The organism is Streptomyces sp. NBC_01476 (assembly GCF_036227265.1).
Classification (GTDB): Bacteria; Actinomycetota; Actinomycetes; order Streptomycetales; family Streptomycetaceae; genus Actinacidiphila.
The window spans coordinates 7348386-7362598 of sequence record NZ_CP109446.1 but is presented as its reverse complement, the minus strand read 5'-3'; the positions used below and the strand labels follow the sequence as shown (position 1 = coordinate 7362598).

The 14213-nt window shown below is 73.5% G+C and carries 13 protein-coding genes; 9 read left to right on the top strand and 4 right to left on the bottom strand.

The genetic code is table 11. The features are described from left to right. Positions 1-64: 64 nt before the first annotated feature. On the bottom strand, positions 65-1753 hold the full coding sequence (locus OG552_RS32050) for a phosphodiester glycosidase family protein (RefSeq protein ID WP_329138931.1): 1689 nt from the start codon (positions 1751-1753) through the stop codon (positions 65-67). A gap of 311 nt (positions 1754-2064) precedes the next feature. Between OG552_RS32050 and OG552_RS32045 the strand changes: the two genes are divergently transcribed. Beyond that, a complete protein-coding gene (locus tag OG552_RS32045) occupies positions 2065-2694 on the top strand; it encodes a TetR/AcrR family transcriptional regulator (protein WP_329138929.1) in 630 nt (209 codons plus the stop codon). A 161-nt stretch (positions 2695-2855) separates the two neighbouring features. Here OG552_RS32045 and OG552_RS32040 read toward each other — a convergent pair whose 3' ends face one another. Continuing rightward, positions 2856-3557, bottom strand: a complete 702-nt coding sequence (locus OG552_RS32040; RefSeq protein WP_329138927.1) for a 2-phosphosulfolactate phosphatase — start codon at positions 3555-3557, stop codon at positions 2856-2858. Positions 3558-3940: 383 nt separating this feature from the next. On the opposite strand from OG552_RS32040, the gene OG552_RS32035 reads away from it, so the two are divergent. Genes OG552_RS32035 through OG552_RS32000 form a run of 8 tightly spaced genes read left to right on the top strand, consistent with a single transcriptional unit; the run spans position 3941 to position 12267 of the window. Then, the gene (locus OG552_RS32035; protein WP_329138925.1) at positions 3941-4291 is read left to right on the top strand and encodes an NADH-quinone oxidoreductase subunit A; all 351 of its coding nucleotides are present in this window, start codon (positions 3941-3943) and stop codon (positions 4289-4291) included. Beyond that, positions 4282-5640 carry a hypothetical protein gene (locus tag OG552_RS32030; RefSeq protein ID WP_329138923.1) on the top strand — a complete coding sequence of 453 codons (1359 nt, stop codon included), beginning with the start codon at positions 4282-4284 and terminating at the stop codon, positions 5638-5640. Before OG552_RS32035 ends, OG552_RS32030 begins: the two co-directional genes overlap by 10 nt. Beyond that, complete coding sequence (locus tag OG552_RS32025; protein ID WP_329138921.1) at positions 5633-6562, top strand: NADH-quinone oxidoreductase subunit H; 930 nt, start codon at positions 5633-5635, stop codon at positions 6560-6562. Before OG552_RS32030 ends, OG552_RS32025 begins: the two co-directional genes overlap by 8 nt. An 11-nt stretch (positions 6563-6573) precedes the next feature. Further along, positions 6574-7134 (top strand): NADH-quinone oxidoreductase subunit J, encoded by a 561-nt coding sequence (locus tag OG552_RS32020; protein WP_329138919.1) that lies wholly within the window; start codon positions 6574-6576, stop codon positions 7132-7134. Continuing rightward, a complete protein-coding gene (locus OG552_RS32015; RefSeq protein WP_329138917.1) occupies positions 7131-7436 on the top strand; it encodes an NADH-quinone oxidoreductase subunit NuoK in 306 nt (101 codons plus the stop codon). Before OG552_RS32020 ends, OG552_RS32015 begins: the two co-directional genes overlap by 4 nt. Continuing rightward, positions 7433-9331, top strand: a complete 1899-nt coding sequence (locus tag OG552_RS32010) for an NADH-quinone oxidoreductase subunit 5 family protein (RefSeq protein WP_329138915.1) — start codon at positions 7433-7435, stop codon at positions 9329-9331. Before OG552_RS32015 ends, OG552_RS32010 begins: the two co-directional genes overlap by 4 nt. Before the next feature lie 6 nt (positions 9332-9337). Next, positions 9338-10840: a complex I subunit 4 family protein gene (locus OG552_RS32005; RefSeq protein WP_329138913.1), complete on the top strand. Its 1503-nt coding sequence runs from the start codon at positions 9338-9340 to the stop codon at positions 10838-10840. After that, on the top strand, positions 10837-12267 hold the full coding sequence (locus OG552_RS32000; protein ID WP_329138911.1) for an NADH-quinone oxidoreductase subunit N: 1431 nt from the start codon (positions 10837-10839) through the stop codon (positions 12265-12267). Before OG552_RS32005 ends, OG552_RS32000 begins: the two co-directional genes overlap by 4 nt. A gap of 153 nt (positions 12268-12420) precedes the next feature. Here OG552_RS32000 and OG552_RS31995 read toward each other — a convergent pair whose 3' ends face one another. Together OG552_RS31995 and OG552_RS31990 are read right to left on the bottom strand one after the other, a co-directional pair. Continuing rightward, positions 12421-13332, bottom strand: coding sequence for a universal stress protein (locus OG552_RS31995; RefSeq protein WP_329138909.1), 912 nt, complete (start codon positions 13330-13332; stop codon positions 12421-12423). Between the two features lie 149 nt (positions 13333-13481). Further along, complete coding sequence (locus tag OG552_RS31990) at positions 13482-14180, bottom strand: response regulator transcription factor (protein WP_329138907.1); 699 nt, start codon at positions 14178-14180, stop codon at positions 13482-13484. Between the last annotated feature and the right edge of the window lie 33 nt (positions 14181-14213).

The following is a 14213-nucleotide window of genomic DNA, read 5'->3' as shown; positions in this document are numbered from 1 at the left end:
GTCCCGGCCCGCCGGACCCGGGGCCGCGGGCCGGGAGCACCGGCGGGCGACCCCGGGGGGAGCGTCAGCGGGTGCGGCGCTGCGGCAGGATCTGGAGGGTGTCACCGACGGGACGCTCACCGGTGGCGTCCGACGTCGCGTTGACGAGACTGCCGTTCACCGCCATCGCGGTCGAGCCGCCGCCGTCCAGGTTGAGGGCCTGGACCGCGCCGAGGGAACGCATGAACTCGGCGCCCTCCTGGAGGGTGTAGCCCTCGCTGCCGCCGGTGAGGCGGCCGTCGACGGTGACCAGGAGGAGACGGCCGGCGGCGTCGACGCCGGCCATGGTGCGCGGCTGACGGGTGTTGGCCCAGGCGTATCCGAACGAGAGGTCCCGGGGGTCGACCGTGCCCTCGGCCGCCGCGTCGATGCTGACGCGCCCGCTCTTCACCAGCGTGGGCGCGGCGCTGACGATGCTGTCACCGCGGCCGAGCGGGACGGGTCGGCCGGCGGTGTCGCGTACGGACTCGCTGACCTGGACGCGCTGCCCGGGCGTGGCGTGCGAGGTCAGCCAGGCCGCCGCGGTGCCGATGCCCTGCAGGACCGTATCGCCGGCCGGGACCCGGCCCCCGCGCGCGCCGTTGGAGACGACACGGCCTGCCGCGTCGAGCACCGCCTGGGTGCCGGCGCCGGTGGGCAGGTCCGCACCGAAGGCGGGCGTGAACCGCACCAGGTCGTCGGTGGTGTGGCAGGTGACGTCCTGCCAGGGCAGCGGACTCGGCGTCAGGCCGGGGCGTCCGCAGTCCCGTACGGTGCCGGGGACCCGGTTGACGCCCTGCACGGCGTAGCTCGACGCGCCCGCGTGGGCGGTGACCGTGGACGTCAGGTCCGCCACCCGGACGTGCCGCCCGCCGTCGTCGATGACCAGGGCGGCGCGGGAACCCGCGGCCATCGACTCCAGTTGCCCGTCGTACGCGGCGATGCCGGACTGGGTGCCCTGGACGCCGTCGGAGTCGGAGGTGACGAAGAACCCGGCGTTGACGCCGACGAGGGAGCCGAGCTTGGCGGCCACCGACGACGTGGTCTCGCGCTGGGCGATGTTGCCGTCGTGGGTGCCTTCGACGGTGCCGGTGAACTTCCGCGGGTCGATGACGGCGACGTGGATGTTCTCCACGTCCGCGGTCTGGCCGGCTTCGTAACCGGTCCACTCGGCGACCGCGTGGAACCCGGCCGCGGCGACGGTGGCCGCGGCGGCCTGCGCCTCGGCCTGGCTCGCGTACGTTCCCACGCGTACCCGCAGGCCCATCGTGCCGTGCGGGGTGTCGGTGTAGCCCGGCCACCGTACGGTCTCCGTGCGCGGCTGGAAGCCGGCGGCCTGCAACTGCGCGGCGGTGGCGGTGGCCCAGGACCGCGGGCCCACCTCGGCCCAGGTCGCGGCGCCGGTGAGCCGGCTGGTCGCCGGGGCCTGCACGGTGACGGTCCAGGCCGGGGTGGCGGCGGCGTTACGGATGGTGCCCGTGCGCACCTGGACGCCGGGGGCCACGTTCTGCGTCGTCCACCGCGCCGTCACCGGTCCGTGCGCGGCGGACATGGCGGACGTGGCGGGCGCCGCGGCAGCGGCGGTCGTGGCCTGCGCGGCGGCCGTCCCGGAGAGCGCGAACGGCGCGACTGCGGCCAGCACGGCGGCGGCGGTCCACACGGTCCGCATGCGTACGTCGCGGCGGCGCGGTACGGCGCCCGGTCCGGAGGGCGCGGGGCGCTTCTTCTCGTTCATGGATCCTCACGGCTGCTTCAGGGGGTGACCGGCCAGGTGCTCACGCCCGGGGGGCGAGAGGTATCAAGGACGATCAGAACCCCTGCTCGGAGACGTGGCCCGGCTGCCACAGGTGAAGATCACGCGAAAAACTGACCAACTGCCGGGCGGACGATCGGATTACCACCCCGAACCGACCGCCGGCTCCTCCTTTCCTTGCGGCGCAAAGGGGCGGCGCGGCGCGGCGCGCACCGACGGAAGCGGGGCCGGAGGTGGCGCCCCGCGGAAAGTCGATGTAAGCTACCTCTTACATTGAGTCAGGAGGCGATCCCGTGCCGAAGCGCAGCACGTATCACCACGGCGACCTCAAGGCCGTCCTGGTCGCCACGGCACTGGAGGTCATCGCGGAGCAGGGCATCCCGGCGCTTACGGTGGCCGAGGTCGCCCGGCGGGCCGAGGTCAGCAGCGCCGCTCCCTACCGTCATTTCGCCAGCCGGCAGGCCCTGCTGATCGCGTGCGCCATCGCGGCGGCACGCCAGCTGACCAGGGAACTCCACCAGGCCCAAGCGGCCGTCACCGGCCCCGACGGGACCGCCGACCCGGTCGAGTCCGCTTCCGCGGCGGCAGCCGCCTACGCTCGCTTCGCCGCGGAACACGGCTCGGGCTTCGACTTGATCTTCGCCGACGAACTGCAGGGCGCGGACAGCCAGGACCTGCTGGACGCCGGACGAGGCGTCATGGACGCGATGCTGCCCGCCGCACTGCAGATCACCGGCGGGGACGGCAAAAGTGCGCTCAACCTGCTGGAACGGCAGATCGCCGGGGCACAGGGCTACGCCACGCTCCTCCGCACCGGCTTCCTCCGGCGACGGCACGCCACCGTCGACGACATCGCCGCCCACGCGGCCGCCATCGCGCGCAGCCTCTCCCACGACGCCCAGCGCGCGACGCCCGACGCCTGACCCCCACCGCCCGCGCCCCGCGCGACAACCCGCGCGCCCACCCGGCAACGGGCCCGCCGCCAAGGCCCGCTCCCGCCCGCGGCCCGGAGAATCGCCCTGGCGCGGAGCCTGACAGGCACAACCGGGCGCTCTCGCACGGTGAAGTATCCGCCCGCCGGCGGTCAGGCCGGGTGCCCGGTGGTCGGCGAAGGCATCGCGTGGGGGCGGAGGACCATGAGCGGGCCTTCCGGGGTCGCCACCATGGCAAAGGGGAACCGGTCGAGTTCGAGACAGAGTGCGACGTCGTCCGGATGGGCTCCCTGGCGCACCCCCTCCGTCAGTTCGGCGGCGGCGCGCGACGCGGCGGCGCGGCGGAGGAACGGGGCAGGGTCCGTCCCGGCTCCGGTGGCCCGCCGGGCGATGTACTGAGCACACGCCAGGTCTTCGTCGGCCTGGCCATGGTCGCCGGTAACCACGAAGGTGATGTCATCGCTCCCGTGCGTCCGCAAAAGCCGAGCCGTTGCCTCCGCCACCACGAAGCCGGCGCACAGCACCAGCGGCGCCTCCTTGACGGCAAGGGCGCCGACCGTCCCGGCCGTGGTCTTCTGCACCACGGTCCGTCCGCCGAGGTCAACGGACCGCAGCAGGCCCGGGGAGTTGACGGCGTCGAACCCGGGTGCGGGCGGGCCGTCCTTGAGCGCCACCCAATCCGGGTGGCGCGCCTTGAGCGCCAGGGCTTCGTCCAGCGACTCGGCAAGAACGATCTTTTCCGCCCCTTGCGCAAAGGCCCAGGCGGCCACGGTGAAAGCCCGCATGACGTCCACCACGACCGCCACGGAAGGTGCTTCGGCCAGATCAGCGGTGCCAAGGAAACGAGCGTCCATTCCGATCATGCTCGCGCATGCCCCAACCGAAGCGCCCGGAGAGTGGTACGCGTCACGCAGACCGTCTCGCAATGCGACGTCCCGGCTTCGGGCGTGTGGGCGCGGGCGGCGGAGGACTGGCGCGCCTCCCCCACGGCATACCGGTTCAAAGGGAGCATCTTGGCGTGGTCCGAAGAAGACGCGTCCGCCGGGGCGAAAGGCTCGGCGGTTCCCGGGGCGGCAAAGCGACAAAGCGGTAAAGCGCCCCGCGCGGTGGTCAAGTCCGAAGGAAGAGGAGCGGTACGGGTGTTGTGGGGCGACGGCACGGCGCACGGCAGGCCGGCAGACGGCGGGGCCCGGTTCCGGCGGCGCCGGGACCACCGGCGTGACGCCTGGCGCAGCCGGTGAGCGGGTTCACCGCGGCCCTGTCGTTGCTCGGCGTGGCGCTGCTCGCGGTGGGCGGGGTCTACGGCGCTGCCCGGTGGCTCCGGGTGACGTCGGACCCGCTGGTCGCCCAGCCGTTCGGTTCCGGTTTTGAGCCGAGCGAGCACGCGGTGAGCCGCTTCCATCCGCGCTGGTACACCGTCACGATGTTCTTCCTGGCCTTCGACATGGAGATGGTCTTCATGTACCCGTGGACACGGGTCATCTCCGCCATGGGGCCCAGCGCGGTGATCGAGATGTTCACCTTCCTCACGGTGCTGCTTGCCGGTGTCGCCCACGCCTGGCGGGAAGGTGCGCTGCGATGGACCTGAGGGCTGTGCTGCTGCGCGCGACCGCGGCCCGGCCGCGCGTACTGCTGCTCACGATGCCGGGCGCGACCGCGGTACGGCTGGCGGCCGAACGGGAGCTGCGGCGACGGGATCTGCCCGAGGCCCGTACCCCGGCGGAGGCGAACGTCCTGTTCGTCGCGGGCGCCGTCGGCCCGTCGTTGGAGCCCGCGGTCGACCGGTTGTGGCGGGACATGCCCGCTCCCCGGGTCCGGGCGCACGCGCGGACGGCGGACGAGGTCGCCGCGGCGGTCGCGGCGTCCCGCGTGTCACTGGCCACGCCACTGCCCCGGCCCGGCATCGAGGGCCATGGCGAGGGCACCCACCACCACGGCGGGGGCCACGGTGACGGGACGGGGATGCCGGCCGGCCCGGCGATGGCCGAACGGGGCCCGGACCGCGACGGCCTGGCCCTGGACAGAGTCCACCTCTCCTTCGGTCCTTTCCTTCCCGACTGGCCCGCCGGTCTGACGATGCGTCTCACTCTCCAGGGCGACGTGATCCAGCGGGCCGACCTCGCGGAGTCCCTGTGGGGGGCCACCGCGGCCGTCTCCCCGTACTGGACCGAGCCGTGGACGCGGGCCGCGGCGGGCGAAGAGGTGCTGCTGGGCGAAGCCGCCCGCCGCAGGGCCGCCGCCCATCTGGACAGTCTGGGCCGGTTCCTGGCGGTGGCGGGCTGGCCCGGGCAGGCCACCGCGGCGCGCCGGCTGCGCGACGACCTGGTGGCGGGGGCGGAAGCCGCCGCCGTCCGGCCGCGGGCCGAGCGGTTCGCCCGGCGGACCGGCCGGTCCCGCACCCTGTACTGGCTGACCCGCGGCATGGGAGAACTCTCCCGGGCGGAAGCGGAGGCCGCCGGCGTGAGCGGTCCTGCGGCCCGCGCGGACGGCGACGTGCCCGCCCGCTACCGGGAGTGGCTCACCGCTGTGGTCGACGACGTAGCCCGGCTTGACGACCGGACCCGGCTGAACGACCGGCGCCCGCTCGGCGACCGGCGCCGACTGTACGACCACAGCCGGCCGAACGATCAGGACAGGCGGGACGACCGGGACAGGCGGAACGACCGGAACCGGCGGGCCGATCAGGACAGGCCGGACGATCACAGCCGGCCGTCCGATCAACGCCGGCCGGACGATCGAAGCCCGCACGACCCTGCCGCCCCCCACGGCCCCCGCGGCCGGCTCGACGGGCCGCGCCCGCCGTCCGCCGCCCTCGCGGCCGTGCTCCCGCGCCTGCTGGCGGGAGCCGAAGTGGCGGCGGCCCGCCTCATCGTCGCCAGCCTCGACCCGGACCCGGACGAACTCGCGGCTCAACTCCCGGCGGCGGCCCGTGGTTGACGCCGCTCCCTGGTGGTCGCTGTTCGTCGCCCCGGCCCTGCTGCCGGCTCTCGCGGTGTTCGCGGTGGCCGCCGACGCGTTGCTGATCGCACGGGAGGCGGGCCGGCCGGCCGGCGTGGTCACGGCGGGGCGCCGGCTGCTGGAGGTGCCGCGGCTGCTGGTGGCGCAGCCGCGGCGTACGCCGTCCTCGGACACGTTGCTGCGGCGGGCAGGCGTGGTGACCGTACCGGTGGCCGCGGTGCTGGCGGTCCTGGTCGTCCCGTTCGGGCGGCGCACCGTCGGTGACCTCTCGGTGGGCGTGGTGTGGTTCAACGCGATGGAGGTCCTGACCTGGGCGGGGCTGTGGATGTCCGGGTGGGGGCAGAACGCGGCCTTCTCCCTGATCGGCGGCTACCGGTATCTCGCTCAGGGCCTCGCGTACGAGCTGCCGTTGATGTTCGCGCTGATCTCGGCGGCGACCGGAGCGCAGTCGTTGCGGGTGGGCGGTGTGGTCGCCGCCCAGCACGGCTTGTGGTTCGCGGTCTGGATGCCGTTCGCCTTCGCGGTCTTTCTGACGAGCGTGTCGGCGTTCAGTTTCCTCGGCCCGTTCTCCTACCCGGCGGGCCGTGACATCGCCGGCGGGGTACTGGGAGACACCAGCGGCGCCGACCGCCTGCTCCTGCAGGCGGGCCGGTGGCTGTGGCTGGCGGCCGGCGCGGCCATGGCGGTGCCGCTGTTCCTGGGCGGCGGTGCGGGGCCCGGGCCGGCCCCCTGGGCGTGGTCGCTGCTCAAGACCCTGGCCGTACTGGTGGCGCTGGTGTGCATACAGCGGCGGTTTCCGATGGTCCGTGCCGACCGGTACGTGGAGTTCGCCTGGGTCGTCCTCGTCCCGCTGGCCGTCCTCCAGGCTCTGGTGCCGGCGTTGGTCGTACTCAACCGGTAGGAGAACGGTCCGTGTCCGCTGTGCTGTTCGGGGTGCTTGCCGTCCTCGCCCTGGTGGCCGCCCTGCTGGTGTTCTCCGTCGGTTCGATGGCGCGCGCGACGTTCGCGCTGCTGGCGTCGCTGGTCTGTGCCGGCGGCGAGGTGGTGGTGCTGGGGCTGCCTTATCTGGGCCTGGTCACCGTGCTGATGATGGTGATGGAGATGGTCGTCATGGCGGTGTTCATGGTCGCCTACATGATGGATCCGGCCGGCCTGACGCAGATGTCGATGGTCCACAACAAGCGGGGCTCGCTTGTCATCAGTGCCGGGGTCTTCGTCGCGCTGGCCGCCGGCATCCTGCTGGTGCGGTGGCCGGAGCGGACCGGCACCCGGCCCGCGGACACGACGTTCCAGCTGGGTGAGTCGCTGATGGGCGGCCAGATGCTGACGATGATCACGCTCGGGTTCGTCCTGCTGGCCACGATGGTGGGGGCCACCGTACTGGCCACGCGACGGGGGCGGTACGACCGGTTCGGCGACGACCTCGATCAGCGTCCGGCGCGCGACCCGGTGGGCGGAGGGGTGGGCCGGTGATCCTGGAGCTGTTCCTGCTGCTGGCGGCCGGGCTCTTCTCGATCGGCCTGTTCGGGGCGCTGTCCCAGCAGTCGATCGTCATGATCATGATGGGGATCGAGCTGATGATCGGCGGCATCGTCGTCGGCGCCGCCGCCTTCTGGCACTTTCTCGCCCCCGCCACGGGAAGCGGGCAGGTGGTCGTCGTCGCGGCGCTGGTCGCGATGGCGGTGGAGATGGCGATCGGCTTCGCCGTCACGACCGCGATCTTCCGTGCCCGGCAGGTGGACATGGCCGACGCGGCCCAGGACCTCAAGGGATGAGCGCCCTGCTGTGGCTCTTGACCGCCGTACCGCTCGGCGCCGGGGCGGGGCTCGCTCTTGCGGGCCGGCGCGCCGACGGCGCCGCTTCCTGGGCCGGTGTCGCCGCCGCGGTCGTCACGCTGGGTCTGGCCGTCGGCGCGGCGGTCGCCCGGCCCGCCGTGAGCGCACCGCTGTTCGCCGGGGTCAGGGCCGGGCTGCGGGTGGACGGGCTGTCCGCCGTCATGGTGATCACGGTCGCCGCGGTGACCGCCTGTGTGCTGCTCTTCTCGGCCGGCGAGTTCGAAGAGAGCGCGGACCGCGGCCGGTTCTTCGGGCTGATGCTGCTGTTCGCCGGCGCGATGCTGGTCACGGTCACCGCGACCACGCTGGCGCTGCTGCTGATGGCCTGGGAGGTGATGGGGGCCACCAGTTGGGCTCTGATCGGTTTCCGGTGGCGGCAGGAGCACCGGGTGCGGGCCGCGGACGCCGCCTTCCTCACCACCAGGACCGCCGACCTCGGCCTGTATCTGGCGGCCGGCGCCGCGGTGGCGGGCGGCGCGGGTTCCCTGCGACTCGACAGGCTGGCGGACCCCGGTACGCCGTGGCTCCACGTGGTGACGGCCGGCGTGGTGCTGGCCGCCGCCGGCAAGTCGGCCCAACTCCCCTTCTCCTTCTGGCTGTCGCGGGCCATGCAGGGACCCAGCCCGGTCTCCGCGCTCCTCCACTCGGCCACCATGGTCGCCGCCGGGGCGTATCTGCTGCTGCGGCTCCATCCGCTGCTGGCCGCGACCGGCTGGGCCGGGCCGCTGGTCGCCTGGACCGGGGCCGCCACCGCGCTGGCACTGGGTGTGGTCGCGGTCGCGCAGCCCGATCTCAAGCAACTGCTGGCGGCTTCCACCTGCGCCCAGGTCGGATTCATCGTGCTCGCGGCAGGCAGCGGCGGTGTGGCGGCCGGAACGGCCCAACTCGTCGCGCACGCGGCGACCAAGGCCGGGCTGTTCCTCGCCGCGGGCGCCTGGCTGAGCGCACTGGGCACCAAGCGGCTCACCGCGCTGCGCAGCGCCGCGCGTGCGTACCCGGTAGTGGGAATCGCGTTCACCCTCGGGGCGCTGACGCTCGCCGGCTTGCCGCCGCTGTCCCTGTGGGCGACCAAGGACGAGACCCTGGCCGCCGCTCACCACGAGGATGCCGCCCTGTACGCGGTCGGCCTCGCGGCTGCCGCGGTCTCGGCCGGCTACAGCGTCAAGGCCCTCTGGTACGTGCTGCGCCCGCTGCCGGAGGACGCCGAGGACGCCGGAGGCGCCGGGGACGCCGGGGCCCGCTACGACACCGAAGAGACCGGCACCCGGAAGGTCGCCCCCGCGATGCGCCCGCCGCTGCTCCTGCTCGCCTTCGCCGCGGCCACGCTCGGCGTGCTGGCGCTGCCGGGTGTCTCCGCCGCGCTGGCGGACACGGTCGGGGCGTCCGGCGAAGCCGGCCCGCGTCCCTGGCAGTTCGGCCTGTCCGCCGGGGTCGCCCTGGGGGCCGGGGCGCTCGCGTGGTGGTGGGGAGGCCGCCTCGTACCGGTCCCCGGCGTCCTGCGGGAATGGGCGGCAGGATGGCTCCACCTCGAACGGGCCGCGCACGCCCTGGTCGTACGCCCGGTGCTCGGCCTGGCCCGGGCGGTGGCCGCCTTCGACGACCGGATCGTGGACGGGGCGGTGCGGATGACCGCCCGCGGCGGCCTCGCGGCGGCGCGGACCGCCGCCCGGCTCGACGACGACGGCATCGACGCCCTGGTGCGCGCGACCGCCGCGGGCGCGCGCCGGCTCGGCAGGTGGGCGCGCCGCCCGCAGACCGGGCTGCTGCACCAGTACTACACCCAGGCCGCGGTCAGCTTCGCGGTGTTGACCCTGATCGCCTTGTTGGTGAGGTAACCGCCCGTGCTGACCGTCATCACCTTCCTGCCGCTGCTCGTCTGCGCCGTGCTGCTGGGGCTGCGTGCCCTGCCCGACCGGGTCTACCGGTGGACCTGGGTGGGCGCCGCCGCGGCCGACCTCGCGCTGGTCGTCGCGGTGTGGGCGGGTTTCGACACCGGCGGCGGGACGCAGTACCAGGAGCGGGCGCGCTGGATTCCCGGCGCCGGCGTCGGTTACCACGTCGGGGTGGACGGACTGTCCCTGCCGCTGGTGGCGCTGACGTGCGTGCTGTTCCTCGCCGTCGCCGTCTACGCGCTGCGCGAGACCCGCCGGGTGCGTGCCTACGTGTGCCTGTTCCTGTTCCTGCAGACGGTCTGCGTGGGGCTGTTCGTCGCGCTCGACCTGATCTTGTTCTTCGTCTTCTTCGACCTGGCGATCGCGGGCATGTTCTTCGTCATCGCGGGCTGGGGCAATGGTGCGGCGGCGCGGGCGGCGGCGCTGAAGTTCTTCCTCTGCACCTTCACCGGGTCGCTGGCGCTGCTGCTGGGCTTCATCGGCCTGTACCTGGCCGCCTCGCCGCACACCTTCGACATCGTCGAGCTGACCCGTACCGCTCCTCTGGCGGGCCGCGGCGCCTACGCGGCCCTGGTCCTGCTGGCGGTCGGCGTCGGTCTCGCGGTCAAGACCCCGACCGTGCCGTTCCACACCTGGCTGCCTCCGGCGCACAGCGAAGCGCCCGCGACCGGCTCCGCCGTCCTCGCCGGGGTGCTGCTGAAGATGGGCACCTACGGATTCCTGCGGATCGCGATGCCGATGCTGCCCGGCAGCTGGCGGCATTACGCCCTGGTCTTCATCGTCGTCGGAGCCGTGTCGGTGGTCTACGGCGCCCTGGTCGCCCTGGCGCAGACGGACTTCAAACGCATGATCGCCTACACCAGCGTCAACCACATGGGTTATGTGATCCTGGCCGTCGGCGCCGCCGGGGTGCTCGCGGGGACCGACACCCAGGCCCGGTCCCTGGCGGTGACCGGCGCGGTCACCCAGATGGTCAGTCACGGGCTGCTCACCGGGGCGCTCTTCCTGCTCTCCGGTGTGCTCCACGACCGCGGCGGCACGTACGCCATCGGCGCCTACTCGGGGCTCGCCGGGCCCTCACCGCGGTTCGCCGCCCTCACCGCGGTGGCCGCTTTCGGCAGCCTCGGCATCCCGGGCCTGTCCGGCTTCACCGCCGAGTTCCAGATCTTCACCGGCAGCCTCGCCTCCCAGGCCACCGCCACCGGCATCGCCCTGACCGGAATCCTGCTCACCGCGGCCCTGTTCCTGCGTGCTCTGCGCCAGATGTTCCTCGGCCCCGAGCGGCTGCCGGCGTCCACCGGTGCCGGCGGCTTCGGCGATCTGGCCGCCGCCGAGTCGTCCGCGATCGTCCCGCTGCTGTTCCTGGCCCTGGTCATCGGGGTGCTCCCCCGCTTCCTGCTGGATGTCGTCGAACCCGCGAGCCGCACCGTGGTGGGACTGGTCGCCCGGTGAACCAGAATCTGGCCGCCCTGCTCCCCGAGATCGCGCTGGTGGCCGCGGCGGTGATCGGCCTGGTCGCCGGAGCGTGGCTGCCCCGCCGCCGCCAGAGGGCGGTCGGGGTGCTGGCCGCGGTGGCCTGCGTGACCGGGCTGGTCTGCACGGCGGTGACCATGGCCACCGGCCGGCAGCAGACGGTGTTCAGCGGCACCTTCGCGGTGGACGCCGCCACCGGAATGGGGCGCCTGACGGTGCTCGGCGCTCTCCTGCTGGTGCTGATGATGTCGGTGGAGACCGTACGCCGGCACAAACGTGAGACCGAGTACTACGTACTGCTGCTGCTCTCCGCGGCGGGCACACTCGCCATGATCGGCGCCAACGACCTGCTGATGGCCTTCGCGGGCTACCTGCTGGCGAGCATCCCGGCCTACGCGCTGGCCGGCTTCGCCAAGGACGCGGCGAGCACCGAAGCGGCCCTGAAGTACTACCTGGTGGGCGCCTTACTGGGCGCCGTGATGCTGGCGGGGACCGCGGTACTGTACGGGGCGGGCCACGCCACCGGCTACGCAGGACTGCGCACGGCCCTGCCGGGCGCCTCCTACGGCCTGGTCGCCGTCGGTTTCGTCGCCGTCCTGGCCGGGCTGCTGTTCAAGATCGGCGGCGTGCCGGCGCACTTCTGGGTCCCCGACGTCACCGACGGCGTGCCGGCCCCGGTCGCCGGGTACGTCACCACGCTGCCGAAGGCCGGCGGACTGATCGCGGCGTACCGTCTCCTCCACCAGGCCCTGTCCGGCACCGACGTCAACTGGCCGCTGCTGCTTGCCGTTCTCGCCGCCGCCTCCATGACCCTCGGCAACCTCGCCGCGTTCTTCCAGACCTCCGTCAAGCGGCTGCTCGCCTACTCCACCGTCAGCCAGGCCGGCTATCTGCTGATGGCCCTGGCCGTCGCCACCCGGAGCGGCCTCGCCCAGCGGGGCCTGCTCTTCTATCTGGCGGCCTACGCGCTCACCAACCTCGGTGTCTTCGCGGTCGTCACCGAACTGCCGCACGCCCGGGCCCTGCAGGACTACCGCGGCCTGGGCCGCCGGCGCCCCGGTCTCGCGGCCGTCCTGGTCATCTGTCTCCTCGGCCTGGTCGGGACCCCGCCCACGGGGGTCTTCCTCGGCAAACTCGAGGTCTTCAGCGCCGCCGTCGACGGCGGCCGCACCTGGCTCGCGGTCCTCGCCGTCGTCAACACCGTCGCGTCCCTCTTCTACTACCTGCGCTGGCTCGGGCCGGTCTTCCGGACCGACCCCGACGACGGCCTCGCCGCTGACGCCCAAGCGGTCCTGGGCCGCTGGGCCGCCGCGGCCGCCTACACCGCGGGCGCGGGCTCCCTCGCCCTCGGGATCGCCGGCGGCGCCCTCCTCCCGCTCACCACGGGAGCTCTGCTGCTGCGCTGACGGCGTGTGCGGTCTTCCGGCGTACGTTCGTGGTCGGCGGCAGCACGGGACGTCACCGGCGTCCGCCATGGCGCGAGCGCCCCTCCGCCTGAGAAGCGCGGGCAAGCCGGTCACCGGGCAGGCCAGCCCTCGCGCGCGGGGCAGCGCGCCGGCTCAGTCGTGCGGGACGACGGCGACGGCCGCCGCAGAACGGTGCATCAGCGCGTGGGTGACCGGGCCGAGGAACGGGCCGGTACCCGCGTCGCGCATGCGGCGGCCGACAACGACCAGAGAGGCGTTGGCGGCTGCCTCGACCAGATGGTGCGCGGGCGGGCCGATGACGGCCTCGGCGACGACCGCGACGTCCGGATACTTCTCCCGCCAGGGACTCAGCGCGGTCGCGAGGGCGTCGTCCTCCTCCGCCTTCACCTCATCGGTCAGCTCAGGCGCCATGGCCAACGCGGAGTAGCCCACGGAGGCCGGAGGGTTCCAGCCGTGCACGACACGCAGCGGTGCCACCCGGCCGGCGGCGGCTTCGAAAGCGAACCGGAGCACGGTCTCGTCGGGCCTGGCGAGGTCAAGACCCAGCACCACGTCTCGGTACCGGGAGCGGGTGGACCGGCTTCCCGTGAGGTCCGGCAGATGCTCGTCCGCTTCCGCCTGGCCTGCGCGCACCAGAACCACCGGCCGCACCGCGTTGGCGACGACCGTGTGCGCCACCGAGCCGACCAGGAATCCGGCGACGGGGCTCAGCCTCCGCGAACCCAGGACGAGCAGCCCGCCCTCTTCCGCCGCGGAGAGCAGCGCGGTCGCCGGCTGCTGCGAGATCTGGTCGGCCTCCACATGGAGATCCGGGTAGCGGCGGTGCAGACCGGCCCTGGCATCACGCGGAATCCGCTCCTCCTGATCCCGCCGCGGGTCAGGGTCGGCACGTGGCACATGAGCGGTGTACCCGGCGCGCTCCCATGTGCCGGCGTGGATCAGACGCAGCGGCAGTCCCTGGCGCAGCGCCTCACGGGCGGCCCAGTCGGCCGCGGCGAGACTTTCCGGGGAACCGTCCAGGCCGGCGATGATGATGCGGGTCATGACCCGACCTCCTCGTTCGCTCTTCCTCCATTTCAGCCTGGCCGCCTCGGGCACGCCGCTGGAGGGGCCAAAGGTCCTTCCGTGCGGCCGACCGGCCCACCGATCGCACCGGTTCGGCGGAACGCCGGCGCCGGGTCCTGGCCGCCGCGTCAGCGGCGGGGGTTGCCGGTGTCCGGGTTGCCGCTGTTGGTGGCTATGACGGCGGCCTGGACGCGCCGCTCCACGCCGAGTTTGGCCAGCAGCCGGGAGACGTTGTTCTTGACCGTCTTCTCGGCGAGGAAGAGCTGCTTGCCGATCTGGCGGTTGGTGAGGCCCTCGCCGATCAGGCCGAGGATCTCGCGCTCGCGGGGAGAGAGCGCGGCCAGCGCCTCCTGCTCGGGATCGGCCCCGGGCCGCTCCGCACGCAGGGTGCTCATCAGGCGCGCGGTGGTGGCCGGGTCGAGCAGCGACTGGCCGGCGGCCACGGTACGGACCGCCGAGACCAGGTCGGAGCCCCTGATCTGCTTCAGTACGTAGCCGGCCGCGCCGGCCATGATCGCGTCGAGCAGCGCGTCGTCGTCGTCGAACGAGGTGAGCATCAGGCAGGCCAGCGCCGGCATGGCGGAGCGCAGTTCACGGCAGACCGCGATGCCGTTGCCGTCGGGGAGGCGTACGTCAAGGACCGCGACGTCGGGCCGCAGCGCCGGTCCGCGGGCCAGGGCGTGACCGGCGGACTCGGCCTCGCCCACGACCTCGATGTCGGGTTCGGCGTCCAGAAGGTCGTGGACGCCCCGCCGTACGACCTCGTGGTCGTCGACAAGGAAGACCCGGATCGGGGAGTCTGCCGAGAATCGCCTTGTCTCGTCCATGTGCGGACCTTCATCTGTCGTCTGCCGGCCCGA

What these genes read in the sequence shown, in the direction of transcription:
- OG552_RS32050 (WP_329138931.1), bottom strand. Translation starts at nt 1,753, where the DNA reads ATGAACGAGAAGAAGCGCCCCGCGCCCTCCGGACCGGGCGCCGTACCG.
- OG552_RS32040 (WP_329138927.1), bottom strand. Translation starts at nt 3,557, where the DNA reads ATGGACGCTCGTTTCCTTGGCACCGCTGATCTGGCCGAAGCACCTTCC.
- OG552_RS32030 (WP_329138923.1), top strand. Translation starts at nt 4,282, where the DNA reads ATGGACCTGAGGGCTGTGCTGCTGCGCGCGACCGCGGCCCGGCCGCGC.
- OG552_RS32010 (WP_329138915.1), top strand. Translation starts at nt 7,433, where the DNA reads ATGAGCGCCCTGCTGTGGCTCTTGACCGCCGTACCGCTCGGCGCCGGG.
- OG552_RS31995 (WP_329138909.1), bottom strand. Translation starts at nt 13,332, where the DNA reads ATGACCCGCATCATCATCGCCGGCCTGGACGGTTCCCCGGAAAGTCTC.
- OG552_RS31990 (WP_329138907.1), bottom strand. Translation starts at nt 14,180, where the DNA reads ATGGACGAGACAAGGCGATTCTCGGCAGACTCCCCGATCCGGGTCTTC.